At 65.3% G+C, this 18,661-nt stretch carries 15 protein-coding genes; 6 read left to right on the top strand and 9 right to left on the bottom strand.

What is annotated here, in order from left to right; all coding sequences use genetic code 11:
* Positions 1–34: 34 nt before the first annotated feature.
* Genes M3P36_RS10620 through M3P36_RS10605 form a run of 4 tightly spaced genes read right to left on the bottom strand, consistent with a single transcriptional unit; the run spans position 35 to position 6,242 of the window.
* Entirely contained in the window at positions 35–2,026 is a 1,992-nt protein-coding gene (locus M3P36_RS10620; RefSeq protein ID WP_249703229.1) for a heme-degrading domain-containing protein, read from the bottom strand.
* On the bottom strand, positions 2,026–3,453 hold the full coding sequence (locus tag M3P36_RS10615; protein ID WP_249703228.1) for a multiheme c-type cytochrome: 1,428 nt from the start codon (positions 3,451–3,453) through the stop codon (positions 2,026–2,028). The genes M3P36_RS10620 and M3P36_RS10615 overlap by 1 nt, the downstream gene beginning before the upstream one ends.
* Before the next feature lie 58 nt (positions 3,454–3,511).
* Positions 3,512–4,240, bottom strand: a complete 729-nt coding sequence (locus tag M3P36_RS10610; RefSeq protein WP_249703227.1) for a hypothetical protein — start codon at positions 4,238–4,240, stop codon at positions 3,512–3,514.
* Positions 4,227–6,242, bottom strand: a complete 2,016-nt coding sequence (locus M3P36_RS10605) for a CHASE2 domain-containing protein (RefSeq protein ID WP_249703226.1) — start codon at positions 6,240–6,242, stop codon at positions 4,227–4,229. Before M3P36_RS10605 ends, M3P36_RS10610 begins: the two co-directional genes overlap by 14 nt.
* Before the next feature lie 247 nt (positions 6,243–6,489).
* Between M3P36_RS10605 and gdhA the strand changes: the two genes are divergently transcribed.
* From gdhA to M3P36_RS10585, 4 genes are all read left to right on the top strand, one after another.
* Positions 6,490–7,845 carry an NADP-specific glutamate dehydrogenase gene (gdhA, locus tag M3P36_RS10600; protein ID WP_249703225.1) on the top strand — a complete coding sequence of 452 codons (1,356 nt, stop codon included), beginning with the start codon at positions 6,490–6,492 and terminating at the stop codon, positions 7,843–7,845.
* Positions 7,846–7,969: 124 nt separating this feature from the next.
* Positions 7,970–10,021: a Tad domain-containing protein gene (locus M3P36_RS10595; RefSeq protein WP_249703224.1), complete on the top strand. Its 2,052-nt coding sequence runs from the start codon at positions 7,970–7,972 to the stop codon at positions 10,019–10,021.
* A gap of 9 nt (positions 10,022–10,030) precedes the next feature.
* The gene (locus tag M3P36_RS10590; protein WP_249703223.1) at positions 10,031–10,540 is read left to right on the top strand and encodes a TadE/TadG family type IV pilus assembly protein; all 510 of its coding nucleotides are present in this window, start codon (positions 10,031–10,033) and stop codon (positions 10,538–10,540) included.
* The gene (locus tag M3P36_RS10585; RefSeq protein WP_249703222.1) at positions 10,537–10,980 is read left to right on the top strand and encodes a TadE/TadG family type IV pilus assembly protein; all 444 of its coding nucleotides are present in this window, start codon (positions 10,537–10,539) and stop codon (positions 10,978–10,980) included. Before M3P36_RS10590 ends, M3P36_RS10585 begins: the two co-directional genes overlap by 4 nt.
* On the opposite strand, the gene M3P36_RS10580 is transcribed toward M3P36_RS10585, so the two are convergent.
* The 4 genes from M3P36_RS10580 to M3P36_RS10565 form a co-directional block, all read right to left on the bottom strand.
* Complete coding sequence (locus M3P36_RS10580; RefSeq protein WP_249703333.1) at positions 10,956–11,801, bottom strand: class I mannose-6-phosphate isomerase; 846 nt, start codon at positions 11,799–11,801, stop codon at positions 10,956–10,958. The two genes, M3P36_RS10585 and M3P36_RS10580, sit on opposite strands and share 25 nt — an antisense overlap.
* A 120-nt stretch (positions 11,802–11,921) precedes the next feature.
* A complete protein-coding gene (locus tag M3P36_RS10575; RefSeq protein ID WP_249703221.1) occupies positions 11,922–12,119 on the bottom strand; it encodes a helix-turn-helix transcriptional regulator in 198 nt (65 codons plus the stop codon).
* The gene (locus M3P36_RS10570) at positions 12,116–12,520 is read right to left on the bottom strand and encodes a hypothetical protein (RefSeq protein WP_249703220.1); all 405 of its coding nucleotides are present in this window, start codon (positions 12,518–12,520) and stop codon (positions 12,116–12,118) included. Before M3P36_RS10570 ends, M3P36_RS10575 begins: the two co-directional genes overlap by 4 nt.
* A gap of 201 nt (positions 12,521–12,721) precedes the next feature.
* The gene (locus M3P36_RS10565; protein WP_249703219.1) at positions 12,722–14,767 is read right to left on the bottom strand and encodes a TonB-dependent receptor; all 2,046 of its coding nucleotides are present in this window, start codon (positions 14,765–14,767) and stop codon (positions 12,722–12,724) included.
* A gap of 171 nt (positions 14,768–14,938) precedes the next feature.
* Between M3P36_RS10565 and M3P36_RS10560 the strand changes: the two genes are divergently transcribed.
* Positions 14,939–16,147, top strand: coding sequence for a helix-turn-helix domain-containing protein (locus M3P36_RS10560; protein WP_249703218.1), 1,209 nt, complete (start codon positions 14,939–14,941; stop codon positions 16,145–16,147).
* Between the two features lie 90 nt (positions 16,148–16,237).
* A complete protein-coding gene (gene ftsH / locus M3P36_RS10555) occupies positions 16,238–18,181 on the top strand; it encodes an ATP-dependent zinc metalloprotease FtsH (protein ID WP_249703217.1) in 1,944 nt (647 codons plus the stop codon).
* 90 nt (positions 18,182–18,271) lie between these two features.
* Here ftsH and rpoZ read toward each other — a convergent pair whose 3' ends face one another.
* Positions 18,272–18,616 (bottom strand): DNA-directed RNA polymerase subunit omega, encoded by a 345-nt coding sequence (gene rpoZ / locus M3P36_RS10550; RefSeq protein ID WP_249703216.1) that lies wholly within the window; start codon positions 18,614–18,616, stop codon positions 18,272–18,274.
* Between the last annotated feature and the right edge of the window lie 45 nt (positions 18,617–18,661).

Below are 18,661 nucleotides of genomic sequence, written 5' to 3'. Positions count from 1 at the left end.
AGTGCCAGCAGGGGCAATATGGCCAGTCCCGCGCTCACAGGCCCTGGCACACGTTCTGCGCCGCCGTGTCGAGGAACGGGGCGAAGGGGCAGGAGACATAGCGCAGCCGCACTTCGCGCCCGTCTCCCAGATCCACCACGATGCGATCGGCCCGAATGCCAGGCGCGGCATTGCCGATGCCGCCTACCCGCAGGCCTGCGTTATGGAGGCCGAGGAAGCTCACCATGTCGTCCTGGTCGATCCCGTCACCCGATACGCCGATGCCGCCCACCAGTTGCCCGCCGCGATAGATCGGGACGGAACCGGGGAATATCTGGATGCCGTTGGCCAGCCGCTTCTGTCCCGCAACCACATCGGGCACAGTGCCGCAGCCGACCGGCGTATCCGCGCCTGCGCCGCCATTGGCGATGAAGGTGACGTGCTGCACCACGTTGCCGCCGATCAGGTCCGATTGCAGGCCCACGGCAAAGGGGCTGAACTGCGCGGTGTTCTGCACCGAAAGCGGTCCCGGCGGGCGGCTCACCTCGCCATCTGGGAAATATGGGCGGGCAAGGTTGCCGCCCGACCGGTCGGCAAAGGCCACGGTGCCGGTCAACGCGGCAGGATCGCCAAGGAAAGTGCGCAAGCGCTGGACATAGGGCGATACCGCGCCGCCTGCCGCCTGCAACTGCGCGGCGGCGGCGGGGTTGGAAAAGAATGTGGCCGTGCGCGCCTTCTGCAGGCTCACGTCCACCCCGAATACCGGGCCATCGGGCGAACGCACGAGGCCGAGCACTGCGCCGTGGGTATCGACCACACTGACGCTCGCCTGCATCCGGCTGTCGAGCGGGCGGCGGATCTGCGCGCGGGCGCGGCTGAGGACGGCGAAGGCCTCCTCCATCACCGCGCGCACTTCGGCGGCGGTCAGCGGCTGGGCCACGCTCGCACCGTCGGTGCCGCCCCTGATCGGATAGCGCGGGTTGCCGCTGCCATCGGTCAGGACAAAGGCATCGCGGTTGGAGAACTCTGCCGGAGTGGCGGCGCGCAGGCCCGAAGCCTCGGTGCCATAGGCCGTGCCGGGGCGCAGGGTGCCGTCGCTGTAGCCTGCCACCGGCTGCAGGCTGCCGAGCGCGGGGCTGACCGTGGCGAAGGCGGTGACAAGCGGGCCGAGCTGGGCAGGGGTGGCATCGGAGAACCGCAGCGACGTGCCATCCACGAAGATGCGGTCGGCGCGGATGTCCTCGGGTGGGGTAAAGCCGATGGTGCCTGCCAGTGCGATGGCTTCCTCGGCGTCCATGTCGGTGTCGAGCACATTGGCATCGAAGCCATAGTCGCCATCGCCCATCACGCCGACACCGCCGACGACCACGCCGTTCTTGTAGAGCGGGAAGCCGCCGGGGTCTGCCGCCAGGCCCAGTGGACTGCGCTTGGGGCCGATCAAGGCGCCCGCACCGCCGCCGGGCAGGAACCGGGCATTGAGGTCCGAACACGGAAGCTGGCTGAACTGCACGCCGAACAGCGGTCCGGATTCCAGGCCCACGGTGGTGGGGGCAGGCGGGAAATGCTCCTGCACGATCATGCTGGCCGTGCGGCTGGAAAAGGCATTGCCGCTGCTGGAAAGGTAGGCGCCGGTAATCGCCTTGGCGATGGCCGCCGCGCTGGCTGGGATCATCGCGCCCTGCAGGCCGATCTCGCTGCCCGGCGCGGCATTGCCGCCGATGGTGCGGGTGGACACGCGGGTGAGATCGGGCGCGCCGGTCATGCGGAAAGTGGCGAGCACGTTGCCCACCCGGTCGGTCACGGCGATCCAGCTCGGCTGGCCGCGCCGGTTGGCCTCGCCCACGGCCTGGGCCAGCACCTGCTGCACATCGGCCGTGGTGAGGAATTCGAGCGCGGGCGAGGTGAAAAGGCCGCCTGCCGAGGGGGGCGTTGGAGTGGGGGTGGGGGTCGGCCCGCCTCCGCCTCCGCCCGGAGTGGAGCTGCCGCCGCAGCCCGACAGGACCAGCGCGGCGCTGGCGAAAAGAGCAGTGGTCCCCCGCAATGCCATCAGCGCAGCCGCCCGATCGCGCCGACAGCCTGGCCCAGCGCGGCGCGGAAATCGCCGGGGTTATAGCTTTCCGGACTGCGCACGGCGGCATAGGCGCGGTTGATATCCGCCCGGATGCTCGCCGCCGCGCCCACGGTAATGCGGCCCTGCGTCACCAGCGAATTGAGGAGGGTATCGACCGCCATCACCGCCTGGGCCGATCCGGCATAGTCGGTGAACCGGCTGCTGGTCGCCCTACCGCCAATGATCGCCACCACTTCGAAGGCATCGTTGCCGCCATAGGACCGCGCCGCCAGGGCATCGGACAGCCGCTGCGCCTCGGCATTCAGGGTGGCTGCGGCGGCCACGGCAGGCTCGCGTCCGCGGTTCATCGCGGCGTGGAATTCGCGGCTGGCGCTGCGGAAGCCCTCGGCGCGGGCGGGGGCCAGAGCGGTCGCCACGGCGTCGAGCATGATCACGTTCTCGTCATTGAACGGCGGCTGGCCGAAGATGATCGGGCGGCCAGGATTGACCTCGAAAGTCAGCCGCCGCTCGGCCCCGTCGGTGATCTGGCGGTGGCAGCTGTGGCAATCGAAGAAGGTCAGTTGCGGGAACAGCCCTTCGGTGGCGAGGCGCGGGTTGGTGAACAGGTCGGTCGCGCGGGCCACGGCTTCGGCCTGGCCCACGGCCCACAGCTGCACGCCATCGGCCACGCCCTTGCGCGCCATGTAGTCGGCATCGACATCGTGGTGCTGCTGGAAGCTGGAGAACAGGTCGAGCTCGAACGAGATGCGCGGATGGCCTGCCGCCATCATCGCATGGGTCACGAACTGGCCTTCCTTCTCGCTGCCGTAATGGCAATCGAGGCAGACGCCGGCGCGGACCTGCGGCTGGTCCAGCGCCACCATGCCGCGGCTGATATTGGCTGCATGGGTACCGCCGACTTCGTAATGGCTCGCCAGCCAGCCCGCCGCCGGGCCGTGGCAGCTTTCGCAGCCCACGCCATCGGTCACCTGGAAGCGCGGTCCGCGATCGCTGGCGGGGACATAGGTGGCATGGCACCCCAGGCATTCGCCGCGCGAGGTGGCATCGTCCCACCCCAGCGACTGGGCGATCTGCTGCCCGCGCCGACCGCTTAGGACGGCATAGGCGCGGCTGTGGGCGCCGCTGACGGCGAAGGGCGATTGCCAGGTGGCGATCTCGTCCTGCCGCACAACTGCGCCATTGCCTTCGCTGCGTCCATGGCAGGTGGAGCCTGCGCAAGTCGCCACGCCGGTATAGGAATAGCCGCCCTGGGCTTGCGCGCTGGAATCCTGCGGCAGGCCGATGAACAGGCCGCCTGCCACCAGGGCGAGGCCGGACAGCGCGGACAGGATGGCGCGGGGCGACAGCAGGCGCGCAAGGCCGGGGCGTGCCGCCGTGCCGGTGCGCGCGTCGCGTTTCGTCATGCCCAACCCCCCACGTTAATTCACTCGCCGGCGCCCCCGCGCCCGATTGCGCGGAACGCTATTCGGTCGTCATCATGGCTGCCGACATCTGTTCCACCTGCACCATGCAGCCGTTGGAAATGAGCGTTGCCGCCAGGTCTTCCGGCGCTTCCGGCACCTGGTCGAGGAATACAAAACGCACCTCCACCGGGCCGGTGTTGATGCCGTGGCCGATGCGATAGGCCGTGCCGGGGGCAGGCGCGCTGCCCGCGGCCCAACCGGCCAGCATCTCGCCCGCCGGGAATGTCACGCTGGTGGCGGCCTCGCTGCCTTCGGCGGCAATGGCATAGGTGCTGGCGGCCTGGGTATCGGCGCGCCACAGGCGCACGTTGCTGCCCGCTGGCAGGCAGACGGTGCCGGGCCTGGCCACATCGACATACCACAGGCTGGGATTGCTCACCTCGGTCGATCCGGTGGAGCGGACCGCCCCGGTGCGGGCCCGAGCGGCGGCGCGCTGGGTGGTGAGCGAGGCGAAGGCGCGGTTGCTGCTGGCGGCGCTGGCCGATCCCAGCGAATGGCTGCCTGCCCCGCGGAACACGCGGGTGCCGCCGTTTTCAAGGATCGTCACCGTGTCCCCGTCGCGCAGGGTGATCGTGGCACTGGACGCGATCTGGCGACCGACCGGGTACTGGCCTGCCGATGGCCCGCTGGACGAGACAACCACGCCTGCTTCGGCCGGTTCCGGCGTGAACATGATCGCCGAGGCGGCCAGCGCGGTTCCGGCGAGTATTCCCTTAGCCCAGGACATAAGACCCTTCCTCGTTCAATGCTTGCATCCGCACTAGCAGATTTTCGAGCGCCTTGTCAGCCGCATTGCGTTCCACAAGTCCGGCCATGATCGCCACGGCCTGTGCCGGGTCGCTACTGGACAGTTGCACGGCCTGCGCCAGCAGGGCGCGCTCATCCGCCGGAAAATCGGGCGCGGGTTCGAACAGGTCCACCGGCTTTGCCCTGCCGCGCAGGCTGACGCGGCCCATCGGCCGCCACCAGTCCAGCGTTGTGCGGCTGGCGAATTCCGCGCTTGCCATCACCGAACTGTCGAGCGCCTTGTTGGCGGCTTCCAGCCGGGCGGCGGTATTCATGGAATCGCCGAGGGCCGTGTACTGGATGCGGTTTTCGCCGCCGAAATTGCCCACCACGGCCTCGCCGAAATGCATGCCCACGCGGGTCTTGCCGATCTTCGGCAGGTCGGGGTCCATCGCCGCCACTTCGGCGCGGAACGCCTCGCCCGCCTGCCACAGGGCATAGCCTGCGCGCGCGGCATTGTCGGCATCGTCGGGCCGGCTGATCGGCGCGCCCCAGAAAGCCACCACCGCATCGCCCACGAACTTGTCGAGGATGCCGCCATGGTCGAGCACCACCTGGCTAAGCATTTCGAGATAGCGGTTGAGCAGCTTGGCGACCATTTCCGGCGGAATCGCATGGCTCATCTTGGTGAAGCCTTCGAGATCGGAGAAAATCACGTAGATCTCGCGCTTGGCCCCGCCCAGTTGCAGCAGTTCTGGCTTGTCGATGATTTCCTGCGCGATGGAAGCGGGCAGGTACTTGCCCAGCGCTCCTTGCGCGAAACGCCGCTGCACTGCCCCAGCGGCACGGGCTGCCGAAGTGACGGCCACGAAGGCCAGCACCCAGCCGAGCACCGGGCCGATCGCGGGGAAGCCATAGGTATCCATCCCCTGCCAGTGGAGGACAAATGGCAGGCCGAGGAACAGCGCCAGCTGGACCACCAGCAGCGGCACGAACCGCCAGCTGCGTGCTTCGAGCAGGCCGGTCAGCGCGGCGGCGATCACGGTCAGGAAAGCAAAGGCCCACAGGTAGGCGGACGATACCTGTGGCAGGCGTGCGCCATCGAGCATCTGGGCGATCTTGTGGGCGTGGATCTCGATCCCCGGCGGGCGGACATTGCGCGCGCCGCCTGCCACGGCATCATCGTCGATCCCGGAAAACGGCGTCAGCGCCCGGTCATAGTCGAGGATATCGCCGCCGATCAGCACATAGGCATCGCGGATCGCGATTTCGGCTTCGGCGCGCACTGCGGGGATCGCCATCAGTTCGTCGTCGGCGAAAAATTCGATGCTGGAAGTGGGGAAGATCGGCACTTCGACCAGCGCCGGCTTGCGATAGCGGATCGCGCCTTCATAGCCGGGGAAGGTGCTTGTTTCGGGTTCCCCTGCGCTGGCCAGCATGGACCGGCCAAGCAGCGGCACCCCGCCCGGCACGAGTTCGGGCCAGGTTCTTGTCACGCCGCCGCGTTCGCTCAAGGTGACGCTTGCAGGCCGGGCATTGCTGCCTTCCAGCCGGGCCATGAAGCTGTCGAGAAACTGCTGCTGTTCGAACTGGATATCGAGCGCGTTGATATCGGTCTGGGCATAGCCGACCGAAACCGGCGTCTGCATGCTGCGCAAGGTGGCGATCAGGTCGTCATCCTCGTCCTGCGGCTGGTCGAACAGCATATCGATGCCGATCGCCCTGGCGCCCATGCCATCAATGTTGCGCAGCGCCCGCGCCAGCATCCCGCGATCAAGCGGCGAACGCTTGCGCAACTGGATCAATGTGTTGTCGGTATAGGCGATGATCTGGATGCGCTCGTCGCGCTCAACCTGTTCCGCGAGCACGTAGCTGCGCCAGTCGAACAGGGCGCGCTCGGCATTGTCGGTAAACGGCAGGACCCACGAAAACCGCGCCAGCAGCAGGGCCAGCACCAGCAGCAGCCCGGTCAGCGCCAGCCGCTGCGGCCCCGCCTCGCGCACGTTGCGCCAGCCGGCGGTGAGGCCGAGGGACAGGAACCTGCGTGCAGCGCTGCGTGGAATGTCCGGTCTCCCCCCAAATCCCCGACCGGCCTTAAGCCTGCGGCATGGGGCCAATCAAGGCAAGGGCAAAGCCGCGCTTTATTTCGCCCACGCGAAGTGTTCTGATGCGCGCGGCAAATAGCGGTCGAGTCGCGGCGGGCGGAATGGTCGGCCCTGCACCTCCGGCCACAGCCTTGGGGGAAATATCATGGCCGTTACCGATCACGTCGACTTTCCGACATTCATGGAAGGCGTCAAGAAGCGCAATCCGCACCAGCCCGAATTCGTCCAGGCGGTGCAGGAAGTGGCCGAGGACATCTTCGATTTCATCGAGGACAAGGAGGATTACCACTCCGAACAGATCCTGCGCCGCATCGCAGAACCTGACCGGGTGGTATCGTTCCGCGTCTGCTGGGAAGACGATGCCGGCAACATCCGTGTCCAGCGTGGCTGGCGGGTGCAGAACAACAACGCCATCGGCCCCTACAAGGGCGGTATCCGCTTCCACCCCTCGGTCAACGAAAGCGTGCTCAAGTTCCTGGCTTTCGAGCAGACCTTCAAGAACGCGCTGACCGGCCTGCCGATGGGCGGCGGCAAGGGCGGGTCCAATTTCAATCCCAAGGGCAAGAGCGTGCGCGAGATCATGCGCTTCTGCCAGTCGTTCATGACCGAACTCTACCGCCACATCGGTGCGGACGTTGACGTTCCGGCCGGCGATATCGGCGTGGGCGGGCGCGAGATCGGATTCATGTTCGGCCAGTACAAGCGCATCACCGGCGAATTCACCGGCGTGCTGACCGGCAAGGGGCTGGAATGGGGCGGCAGCCTGATCCGCACCGAGGCGACGGGCTATGGCGCGGTCTATTTCCTCGAGAACATGCTCAAGCACCGGGGCGAAAGCCTCGATGGCAAGACGGCGGTGATTTCGGGCTCGGGCAACGTGGCCACGCACGCGGCGGAAAAGATCGTCCAGCTGGGCGGCAAGGTGCTGACCCTGTCGGACAGTGGGGGCTTCATCCACGATCCCGATGGCCTGACCCAGGAGAAGATCGACTGGGTGAAGACCCACAAGACCCACCGCCGCGGGCGGATCAGCGAATACGCCGATCACTTCACCGGGGCCACCTTCCATCCCGATGCCACCCCGTGGAACGTGCCGTGCGACTTGGCGCTGCCCTGTGCCACGCAGAACGAACTGCTCGGGCCCGATGCCAGGGCGCTGGTCGAGAACGGCTGCACGGCGGTGTCCGAAGGGGCCAACATGCCGAGCGACCTTGAGGCGGTCCACGTGTTCAAGGACGCCAAGATCATGTTCGCCCCGGGCAAGGCGGCCAATGCCGGCGGCGTGGCGGTGTCGGGCCTGGAGATGAGCCAGAACTCCGAACGCCGGGCGTGGAAGGAGGATGAACTCCAGGCCATGCTGCACGACATCATGGACGGCATCCACGATCGCTGCATCACCTATGGCGACCAGGGAGGCGGCTATGTGGACTATGTGAAGGGCGCGAATATCGCCGGGTTCAAGAAGGTGGCCGACGCGATGCTGGCTTTCGGTGTGGTCTGACGGGTATCAGGGGACAGTCCCGATTGGATCGAACGGGACGGTCCGGATACTGAGCCTGCCGTAACCCCCGGTTAACCATGATGGGGAGCCGGGAGTTTACTTCATTGCGCCTATGATGCGGTCCATGCGCATCAAGACCCTCCCGATTGCACTGTTCCGCGCGCTGATGCGCGACTTGACAGCGGGCGTCACTACGCTTGCCACGCTGGCTCTGCCGGTCCTGATCGGCGCAGGCGGGCTCGCTTTCGACCTGAACCGGGGATACCAGCAGCGGGTCATCAGCCAGCGCGCGGCGGACATGGCCGCGCTGGGCACGGCGATGGCCTTCGTCCAGTCACAAAGCGCCGGCATCCTCAACCCGACAGCGCAGGATATCGTCCTGGCCAACGGGTTGGCCGATTCCACCGTGGCCGCGAGCCTCGTGGCCGACTATCCGACTGCCGGAAACCAGGCGGTGCGGGTCACGATCGATTCCGAGCTGCCCTTTTCGCTGGCATCGGTTCTGGGCTTCTCCGGCACGTTCGGCGTCAGCGTGGAATCCTACGCCAGCCTCAATTCCACGCCTGATTTCGCCGCCCCCTGCTTTCTCGCGCTCGATGGCGGATCGGCTGCGATTTCGGTCACCGGCGGCGCTTCGATCAACGCGCCGACCTGTTCGATCGCGGCCGTGGGCACGATCGAGAACAAGGGGCAGCTGATCCGCGGGGCCGACATCATTTCGGGCAGCGCCGACGTGACGGTCAATTATGGCACCCTGGATGCCAACACCCTGCGCTATGCCGGGATATTCTCGGCACCGGCATGGAACACGAATGTTCCGCCCGCGGCAGACCGCGTCAACCAGCCGACCACTCTGGTCGATCCGTGGGCGACCAACGCGGCCCTGCTGGCAGCCTATGACCAGATCGGCGACTACCAGGCACCGGTGACTATCGCCCAGCCCAGCCTGGCATCTGGCACCAACTGGAATGTCCGCAACAACAACCCGACCTCGGCAATTTCGGCCTTCCAGCAATCGAACAAGGCCCACTTCGTATTTCCCGCAGGCACCTACAATATCGGCAACCTGACCATTGCCGGCGGGATGAATGTCAGCTTTGCCGATGGCTCGACCATCAACGTGGCGGGCAATGTCTCGATCGGCGGAGGTTCGACGGTCAACTTCGGCAACAGCGACATCACCGTAACGGGCAATTTCGCCAGCGGATCGAGCGGCGTCACCATCGGTGACGGTGGTCTGTGGATCGGCGGATCGGCCAAGTTCGAAGGCACCAATTCAAAGGGCAACGGCGATGTGTTCATCGCCGGGGCGACCGACTTCTGGGGCGGCTCCACCACAGTCATGGGTGCAGGCGATCACCTGTTCGGCGCTGTCGGTGTGGGCGGCGGAGGCAAGGTGCGCCTTGGCGCGGGCCGGTTCCAGGCGACTTCCGGCGTCAACATGAGCGGCGACAGCGAACTGGCGCTCGGCAACGGCAACGTGGTGATCGGCCCGGGCAACGGCAACAACGCGATCAAGATGATGGGCTCGGCCCGCTTCTTCATGGGCGATGGCACCTTCTCGGCCAACGGCTCGATCGATACGGCAGGCGGCACCCGGCTGGTGTTCGGCCAGACGGCCAACCATTACATCAACGGCGACCTCAAGCCCAAGGGATCGGTCCTGTTCGGGCGCGGGCGCTATACCATTGCCGGTGATTTCGAGAACGGGACCGGCGGCACAACCTGGCCCTACACCTCGTCGCTGACCGGCCAGACTTATGGTGACGTGGTCGAAGGCGTCAGCGGTTCGGGCTACGACATGGTCGGCGTCGATGTGACCTTCATCCTTGGCGGGGTCATCAAGCTGGCGGGTGGCGCCAGGACCAGGCTCTACGCCGCGACCTACAGCACTACAGGCGCCCAGATTTCCGAACTGCTCGCCTCCAGCCAGAGCAGCGACGATGCCAACTGGACGGGCGGCTCGGTCAACTCCTTCTCGGGAACGATCCACTTTCCCAATGCCCAGGTGAAAATGGCGGGCGGAAACACCACCGATCCCAACGGGCGCTGCATGACGCTGATTGCCGATACCATCCGCGTGAACGGCGGGGCGGCAGCGGGCACGGCCTGCAACATGATGGATAATTCGATTGGCGGCGGGGGCGGAAACGCTTCGATAAGGATTATCGGCTAGTTAACCATCATGATCAGCCGTTTCTTCCATTCCTTGCGCCAAGACCAGCGCGGCGTTGCGGCGGTGGAATTCGCGCTGTGGACCACGTCGTTCTTTTTCGTGATCATGATCGCCATTGATTTCGGCGGCTATTACATGCAGCGCAGCAAGCTGAACACGGCGGTGGGCGCGGCCGCCGTGGCGGCGTTCAACGATGCCGACAACGTCAACTTCACCGACATGCCCGGCTATGTCCGCAGCCTGAGCGGCGACCAGTCCGCCACCGTCGGACTGAGCTGCAACGGGGTGGCGGCCAGCTGCACCAATCTCAACCGCACCTGTTCCTGCCTCAAGACCGATGGCACCTATGCTTCGGCCGCGTGCGGGGCCAGTTGCACCGGCACCGGCATGACCGCCGGTTCGACCGCCGGCTACTACTTCACGATCGATGCTTCCCGGCCGTTCAATGCGATGATTATTCCGCACTCGGTTCTCGACGGGGTCGCCGTAGCCCAGCGCGCCACGGTGCGGCTGCAATGAGCGCTCGGCGCAGCCAGATGAAGGCCCTTTTGAAGGCCCTGATGCAGGATCGGTCCGGCGCGACAATTGTCGAATTTGCCATACTTGCCCCGATCTTCTTCACCTTCCTGTTCGGTACGATCGAAGGCAGCCGCCTGATGTGGGTCCAGCAGACGCTGGAAACCGTGGCCTATTCGACCTCGCGCTGTGCTTCGGTCAGCGATGACTGCGCCACGTCCGCCACGCAGCAAAGCTATGCCGTGGCGCGGGCTGCCGGCTTCGGTATCACCATTGCCTCCTCAGACGTGGTGGCCCAGGCCAATGTGACCTGCGGCGGGTTCCCGGCCTCGAACAGGGTGGCGATTACCACGTCCTTCAATTCGGTGCTGGGCGGGCTGGTGCCGGTCTTCCCCGACACCCTGACGGCGGAAAGCTGTTATCCGGTTCTGGCTGCTGCCTGACCGGGCGCCTGACCGGGCGCCGCCAGCAGGCACTGGCCTGCTGCATCTATCTGCACTTCTGCCAGGCTGGCCGCCAGGGCGCACTGCCCCGGCTTGGCGGGCTCGCCTGCCACCACCACATCGCCTGCCAGGGGAATCACCAGCAAGGCGCCGGGATAACGTGCGGCGGCTTCCTCTTTCAGCGGGCCTTCCACGCGGTCGAGCACGAAATGCGGACCATCGACCAGCGTCACATTGCCGCTGTCGGCAAGGTGGCGGCGCAGCGCCGGATCGTGCGGCTGGCCGCGGGCCACGGCGATGCCTGCATCAAGGTGCAGTTCGCGCGGGCGGCCATAGTCGTAGAGGCGATAGGTGATGTCGGAGTTCTGCTGGATCTCGATGATCGAAACGCCGCCGCCGATGGCGTGGACCGTGCCTGCCGGGATATAGAAGAAATCTCCCGGCGCCACCTCGTGCCAAGCCAGTAGCTGTTCGATCGACCCGTCGAGCGAGGCACTGCGCATGGCGTCGCCGTCTATCGCTTCGGCAAAGCCCACACCCAGCCGCGCGCCCGGCTGGGCATCGATCACCAGCCAGCATTCTTCCTTGCCCTGGCGGCCCAGTCCGTCAGCCTGCGTTTGCGCGTCCGACGGATGGACCTGGACCGACAGCTTCTCGCTGGTGAAGATATATTTCACCAGCAGCTGGGGCAGTTCCGGCGGCGGCTCGAACCAGATCTCACCGATGCGCTCACCCCCCTCGGTACTGGCCGTGCCGGTGAACGGCGCGGGCAACTCGGCGCGGCCCCAGGGCTTTTCGACGGTGCGGGTGAGAAGGATCATCTTGGTCGTTCTCCAGCCGGGGTGCCCGCGGCGGCGGTAGCGAATGCCGCAGATCGTTTCGCCGGAATGGGTGGACTGCGTCAAGGTTCCCTGTACGCCCCCCGAGCGTTCGTGTGCCGATCAGGCGGAATCGCGCAGGAAGATGTCCTCGATCGGCATGGCGAACAGGTCGGCAATGCGGAAGGCGAGCGGGAGGGAGGGATCGTACTTCCCCGTCTCGATAGCATTGACGCTCTGCCGGCTGACGCCCAGCCGGTCGGCCAAGTCCTGCTGGCTCCACTGCCGCTCGGCGCGCAGGACGCGGAGGCGGTTGTTCATGAGCGCCATCTCACGATGGGTGCGGCGATGCCGAATGCCGCCAGCCATATGACGCCAACCCATGCCGGTCCCTCGGTTAGTACCTCGTAGACTACGAGGTACTGCCAACAGGTGGTTATCGCCAGGGTGAGGGCGGTCGCCAGCAGTGTCTGTTTTACCAGCAGCAGCCGCTGGTACTCGTCATCGCATTCGGCAAGCAGCCGGAAGATCGCCCAGAACACGCCCAGGATCATCGCTGCATTAAGGAAAGCGAGGAACACCCGAACAGGCAAGGGAATGCCTGCCATTGCTATGTAAAGGCCGCCGATCAGGACGGCGGCATAGGCTGCCATGAATCCGCCAAGCCGACGGTAGTAGCGCCGCATATACTGCGGGATTTGGCGCGGGAATGGGGCAGTCATTTGTCAAGCTCCATTGAAACTATGTCAAGGTAACTAGACACGATTCGCTGCGATGTCAAGGTCGATTGACATGCTTCCTCAGCGCAGGTCTATCTATGCCTAAGGCGAAAAAGAAAGGCCCGGCTGCGCCATGCAATGGCAGCCGGGCCTTCCCATCAGCGGGTGGTGCCACGCGATCAGCACCACCTGCCCGCAAGCTCGTCAGAACCTCTTGGTCACTCCCACCCGCACCTGGCGTGGCTCCACGATGCGGCTGTTGATGCCCGCCACGCCTTCTGCCGGTTCGCCGGGGAAGCGGGTCTCGTAGAAATAGGTGATGTCGCGGTCCTTGCTGTCGAGCGCGTTGAGCAGTTCGGCATGGAACTCGAACCCGCCCAGGTTGCGCGGCGTCCAGGCGGCGCGCAGGTTGAGCAGGACGGTGGGATCGGACCGTTCCGAATTGTCCTCGATCAGCGATGCCGGGCCGAGATAGCGCAGCCGCGCCGCCGCGTTGAACTCGCGGAAGATCGCCGACAGGCCCAGCTCGCCCGCACTGTCCAGCGCGCCGGGCAGGAAGTTCTCGCCATCGGGCAGGCCGACGATGCGGGCCCGCGATCCGGTCCACACGGCATCGACCGCCAGCCAGTTGTTGGGCTTCCAGAAGGCAGTCAACTCATAGCCGCGGCGCTTGCTGGGATCGTTGGGCTCCACCGCGCCAGCATCGCCGACATAGATGAGCTCGCTGTCGATGGAGCTCCACCAGTAAACGCCGGTAAAGATCAGCCCGCCGCGCTCGAACCGCAGGCCCACTTCCTGGAAATCGCCTTCGACCAGGCCGGGGGCCGGGCTGTCTGGATTGGTGACACCGCGGGCATCGTTGGAATGGAAACCTTCGCCATAGTTGGCATAGAGCGCGATCCCGTCGGCCACTTCGTAGTTCGCGCCGATCTTCAGGCCCAGGGCATCGTCGGAGACATTGCCGTCCCAGGCATCGGCCCCGTCGAGTGCGCGGGTCTTGAAGCCATACCAGTCGTTGCGCACCCCGCCGATCAGCATCAGCCGATCGACCGGCTGCCAGATCACTTCGGCATAGGTGCCGAGCGAAGTCTCGTCTGCCGAGAAGGCGCCGACGGTGAATTCCTTCACCCCGTCGATCGTCTCGTCGAGGCCGACGCGGGCGATGTCGTCATAGCGGCCTTCCGCCCCGACACGCAGCGACAGGTTGTCAGTCAGTTCGGCGGTGTGCTCGATCCGCCCGCCATAGGTCCACAGGTCGCTGTACTGGCGCAACTGGTCGCCATTGACCGGATCGTCGAGGAAGAATGTGAAGTTCGATAGCAGCTCCCAGTTGTAATGCTGGACGTAGCCTGTGATCCGCCAGTTGTCGGACTGATAGTTGGCGGTCAGGATCTGGCGTTCGGTAAAGCCGTTCTGCGTGCCATCGAGCGAGCAGAACGCATCCTCGCACAGCGGCGTGCCGATCAGGCGCTCGGGGATTTGCTCGGTCGGGTTCCAGCTTGCATCGAACAGGTTAAGCGAGACCTGGAAATCGCCGTCACCAAGCGGAGTGGAGTACTTGAGCAGGCCCGAATAGCCTTCGAAATCCTCGGGCAATTCCCACGGCCCGTCGTTCAGTTTCACCTGACCGATCGCCAGCAGGTCGCCGGTGCCCAGGCTCAGCGATCCACCGGCTACCAAGCGGCGATAACCGAACGAGCCGACTTCTGCCGTGGCAAACGGATCGATCCGGTCACGCGTGGTGATAAAACTGGCGCCGACAAAGCTGAAATCGCCGGTATCGGCCCGGTAAGGCCCCTTGCGGTAATCGACTCGTTCGACACTCTCGGGGATCAGCCCGTTCACATCAAGGTAGCCCTGGCCGTGTCCGTGGGTGCGGAAATTGAGCGGCATGTCATCGACATAGACGGCATAGTCGGTGCCGTGGTCGAGGTTGTAGCCGCGCAGGAAAAACTGGTTGGCCTTGCCACCGCCCGAATGCTGGGTTGCCATCAGGCCGGGCGTGGCCTCAAGGATTTCGCCGGGTCGCAGCAGCGGACGGACTTCCAGATCGGCACCCGCTACGCCGCCTTCGCTGGCCGCGCCAGCCTCACCGATGCGCCGTTCGCCGCGGCCATAGACATAGATGATATCGCCGCTGGCCGTATCCCGCACCACGCCGATGTCCTCGCGCTCCTGTTCCTGCACCTCGTCCTGCGCTACAGCGGGGTGGGCAACGGTAGCGCAGGCGAGGGCAGCCGAGCCAGCCATGAAAGCGGCGCGGAAAGACTGGGCAAACTTGACAGAACCGGGCTTGGACAAGATGTAACGGACCTTGATGGTTGACGTGCGAGCCAGATGGTTCACCCTCGCGCGTGAAGCTACGTAAATTACGGTAATCGGCCCGTTACAAGGACGTTACATTGCCAGCAGGATCACACTTTGGACGCTCGCCTGACCAGTAACGTTGCCCAGGATGCCTTCCGCGCAGAGGTCGAGCGACTGCGCGAAACTGGTGCTCCGGGCCGCAGCGGGCGGTTGCGCGAATTGTTCGACTACCTGGCCGAGCGTGGCCCAGATGCGCCCTCTGCAACCCAGGGCGAGATCGCCGCCGCCGTTTTCCACCAGGCCGAACCCGATGCCGACGATGCGACGGTGCGGGTCTATGTCCACCGCCTGCGCAAGAAGCTGGAAGACCATTACCGCGACCATCCGCCTGCCGCCGGCGCACCGGTGCTGGAGATTCCCTCGGGCATCTATGCCCTGCAACTGGCGGGTTCCGATGAGCCAGCCCTCGCCGCGCCGGACGTTGGGGTGGGACGCGCCGTTCCCCGATCCTGGGCCGTCCTTGCCGCCCTGGCGCTGCTCGCAGCATTCCTTGGCGGCTGGGGGTTCAACCGTGGGCCAGGCACCCCTTCCAACACCATCTGGGATCCGCTGGTGGCATCGGACCGGCCGGTGCTGCTGGTGTTGGGCGATTACTACCTGTTCGGCGAGATCGATCCGGTCAGGCCCGAGGAAGGCCGACTGATCCGCGATTTCCGGGTCAATTCGGCGGAAGACCTGCTACGCCTGCAGGAGGCCGATCCAGCGCGTTTCGGCATGGCCGAGGATGTCGGCCTCAACTATCTGCCGTTCCAGACGGCCTTTGCGATCGAACGGATCGCTCCACTGCTGGCGAGCGGCGGCAAACAGGTGCAGGTAATTCCCGCATCGGAACTGACCTCCACCATGCTGACCAGTCACGATGTGGTCTATCTCGGGCTGTTGTCAGGCATGGGCCTGCTCGAACAGATTGCCTTTGAAGGCAGCGGATTCCGCATCGGCGACAGCTATGACGAGATCATCGACCGCGAGACCGGTCAGCGCTGGGCGAGCGACGAGGCGAGGCGGCTTGCCTCGCCTGCCTTCTACCGCGATTTTGCCTATGTCACCCGACTGCGCGCACCGGGCGGCGGACTGGTCACCGTGGTGGCGAGCGAAAGGGTCACCGGCCTGCGCGGCATCGGTGCGATCGTGTCGGCTGTCGATCTGCCAGACGAGTTGGCAGACAGCGCAGGCGAGGAAGAGTTCGAGGCCTTGTTCCAGATCACCGGGCAGCAGGGGGCGGACCTTTCGGACCGGTTGATCCTCGCCCGCGCCCGCCAGTAGGAAATTCGGGCAGCAGGAATCTGTCTCTCCGTTATCTTGCCATTCACCGGGCAAATCCTACATTGGACGCCTGAAAGGAATCTCCTGAACATGAGCGACAATCGCGAACCCGAGAACAATGCCAATCCGTGGATGAAAAGCCTGATGGTCTGGGGCGGCATTTTTGTAGCCCTGCTGCTTGTTGTTTCCCTGTTCAGCAATTCGGGCCAGACCCCCGGAACGCAGATTTCCTATTCCGATTTCCGTGCCAAGGTTGCCGAAGGCAGCGTGGCACAGGTCGAGATTTCGCCCAACCGCATCGTCGGCACGATGAAGAATGCCGAGGCCTTTACCACGGTGCCGGTCAGCAGCGATCCGTCGCTGACCACGCTGCTCGAAGAGAACGGCGTTCAGTATTCCGGCGCGCAGCCCGAACAGATGAACGTGTTCTGGGCGATCCTGATCAACACCCTGCCCTTCCTGCTGATCCTGGGTGTGGCGTTCTTCGCACTGCGCCAGGTGCAGAAGGGCGGTGGTTCGGGCGCCATGGGCTTCGGCAAGTCGAAAGCCAAGCTGTTGACCGAGAAGCAGGGCCGCGTGACTTTCAACGACGTGGCCGGCATTGACGAGGCGCGCGAGGAGCTGGAGGAAATCGTCGAATTCCTGCGCGATCCGCAGCGCTTTTCCAAGCTGGGCGGCCAGATCCCCAAGGGCGCCCTGCTGGTCGGATCGCCCGGCACCGGCAAGACCCTGCTGGCCCGCGCCATTGCGGGTGAGGCGCGGGTGCCGTTCTTCACCATTTCGGGTTCCGACTTTGTCGAGATGTTCGTTGGCGTGGGCGCGAGCCGCGTGCGCGACATGTTCGAACAGGCCAAGAAGAACGCGCCGTGCATCGTCTTCATCGACGAAATCGACGCAGTGGGTCGCCATCGCGGCCATGGCCTCGGCAATTCGAACGACGAGCGCGAACAGACATTGAACCAGCTCCTGGTCGAAATGGACGGCTTCGAGGCGAACGAAGGCATCATCATCATCGCCGCCACCAACCGGCCCGACGTGCTCGACCCCGCGCTGCTGCGCCCGGGCCGGTTCGATCGCCAGGTGGTCGTGCCGATCCCCGACATCGACGGACGCGAGAAGATCCTTGCCGTGCACATGAAGAAGGTGCCGCTGGCGCCCGATGTGAACCCGCGCGTGATCGCCCGCGGTACGCCGGGCTTCTCGGGCGCGGACCTCGCCAACCTGGTCAACGAGGCTGCCCTGCTGGCTGCCCGCCGCAACAAGCGGCTGGTCGCCATGCAGGAATTCGAGGACGCCAAGGACAAGGTCATGATGGGCGCGGAACGCCGATCCATGGTCATGACCGACGACGAGAAGAAGATGACCGCCTATCACGAGGCCGGCCACGCGCTGGTTTCGGTGAACGAGCCGGCATCGGACCCGATCCACAAGGCCACGATCATTCCGCGTGGCCGCGCGCTGGGCATGGTGATGCGCCTGCCCGAGCGGGATAACTACAGCTACCACCGCGACAAGATGCACGCCAACCTGTCGGTTTCGATGGGCGGGCGCGTGGCCGAGGAAATCATCTTCGGCTATGACAAGGTCTCGTCCGGCGCTTCGTCCGACATCCAGTATGCCACCAGCCTGGCGCGCAACATGGTCACCCGCTGGGGCATGTCCGACAAGCTGGGGCCGCTGCAGTACGAGGAAACGCAGGAAGGCTATCTCGGCTATGGCGGCAGCCAGCGGACGATGAATTCGCCCGAGACCAACAAGCTGATCGATGCCGAAATCCGCAGCCTGGTCGATGGTGCCCATGCGCGGGCGACCGATATCCTCAAGACGCAGGAGGACAAGCTCCACCTGCTGGCCCAGGCGCTGCTCGAATACGAAACGCTGAATGGCGAGGAGATCGACCAGTTGCTCGAAAGCGGCAAGATCGACCGTCCGGACGTTCCCAAGGGCCCGTCCAACGTGCAGCCGGTGCGCGGTTCCGCCATTCCCAAGGCCGGCAAGCGCTTCGGCGGCGGCGAGGCTCCGGCGGGAGCCTAGCGGTCGCTCGCTACTGTCGCCCAACGAAAAAGGGCCGCTCCTTGTTCAGGAGCGGCCCTTTTTTCATGCGGCTTCGCGTGAAGCTGCGGCTTAGCCGTCGTAGTCGCTGCCCAGCGATGATGTGCGGGCGGGGGCGGCAGCCGACAGGCGCATGGCTTCGGCCGACTGGCTGAGCGAACCGATCTCGTCTGCCTCGTCTTCCTCATCGGGCAGGAAGTTCTGCATCGACTGCACCAGCGATTCCTTCAGTTCCTTCGGGCGCACGGTCTCGTCGGCAATTTCGCGCAGGGCCACGACGGGGTTCTTGTCGCGGTCGCGATCGATGGTGAGTTCCGCGCCGCCCGAAATCTCTCGCGCACGCTGGGCAGCGAGCAGGACGAGGTCGAAACGGTTGGGGATCTTGTCGACGCAATCTTCGACTGTAACGCGCGCCATAGGGGCACTCCAGAATCAGGGCAGCTTGTGCGGTAAGGTGGGGCA

This window comes from Altererythrobacter sp. KTW20L (assembly GCF_023501975.1).
Taxonomy (GTDB): domain Bacteria; phylum Pseudomonadota; class Alphaproteobacteria; order Sphingomonadales; family Sphingomonadaceae; genus Alteraurantiacibacter.
The sequence above is the reverse complement of the archived record's forward strand: the minus strand, read 5'-3'. Positions and strand labels throughout refer to the sequence as shown.

Bases quoted from the DNA above. Each gene is read 5' to 3' on its own strand.
- M3P36_RS10620 (WP_249703229.1), bottom strand. From the start codon at position 2,026: ATGGCATTGCGGGGGACCACTGCTCTTTTCGCCAGCGCCGCGCTGGTC.
- M3P36_RS10615 (WP_249703228.1), bottom strand. From the start codon at position 3,453: ATGACGAAACGCGACGCGCGCACCGGCACGGCGGCACGCCCCGGCCTT.
- M3P36_RS10610 (WP_249703227.1), bottom strand. From the start codon at position 4,240: ATGTCCTGGGCTAAGGGAATACTCGCCGGAACCGCGCTGGCCGCCTCG.
- gdhA (WP_249703225.1), top strand. From the start codon at position 6,490: ATGGCCGTTACCGATCACGTCGACTTTCCGACATTCATGGAAGGCGTC.
- M3P36_RS10595 (WP_249703224.1), top strand. From the start codon at position 7,970: ATGCGCATCAAGACCCTCCCGATTGCACTGTTCCGCGCGCTGATGCGC.
- M3P36_RS10590 (WP_249703223.1), top strand. From the start codon at position 10,031: ATGATCAGCCGTTTCTTCCATTCCTTGCGCCAAGACCAGCGCGGCGTT.
- M3P36_RS10585 (WP_249703222.1), top strand. From the start codon at position 10,537: ATGAGCGCTCGGCGCAGCCAGATGAAGGCCCTTTTGAAGGCCCTGATG.
- M3P36_RS10580 (WP_249703333.1), bottom strand. From the start codon at position 11,801: ATGATCCTTCTCACCCGCACCGTCGAAAAGCCCTGGGGCCGCGCCGAG.
- M3P36_RS10575 (WP_249703221.1), bottom strand. From the start codon at position 12,119: ATGAACAACCGCCTCCGCGTCCTGCGCGCCGAGCGGCAGTGGAGCCAG.
- M3P36_RS10570 (WP_249703220.1), bottom strand. From the start codon at position 12,520: ATGACTGCCCCATTCCCGCGCCAAATCCCGCAGTATATGCGGCGCTAC.
- M3P36_RS10565 (WP_249703219.1), bottom strand. From the start codon at position 14,767: ATGGCTGGCTCGGCTGCCCTCGCCTGCGCTACCGTTGCCCACCCCGCT.
- ftsH (WP_249703217.1), top strand. From the start codon at position 16,238: ATGAGCGACAATCGCGAACCCGAGAACAATGCCAATCCGTGGATGAAA.
- rpoZ (WP_249703216.1), bottom strand. From the start codon at position 18,616: ATGGCGCGCGTTACAGTCGAAGATTGCGTCGACAAGATCCCCAACCGT.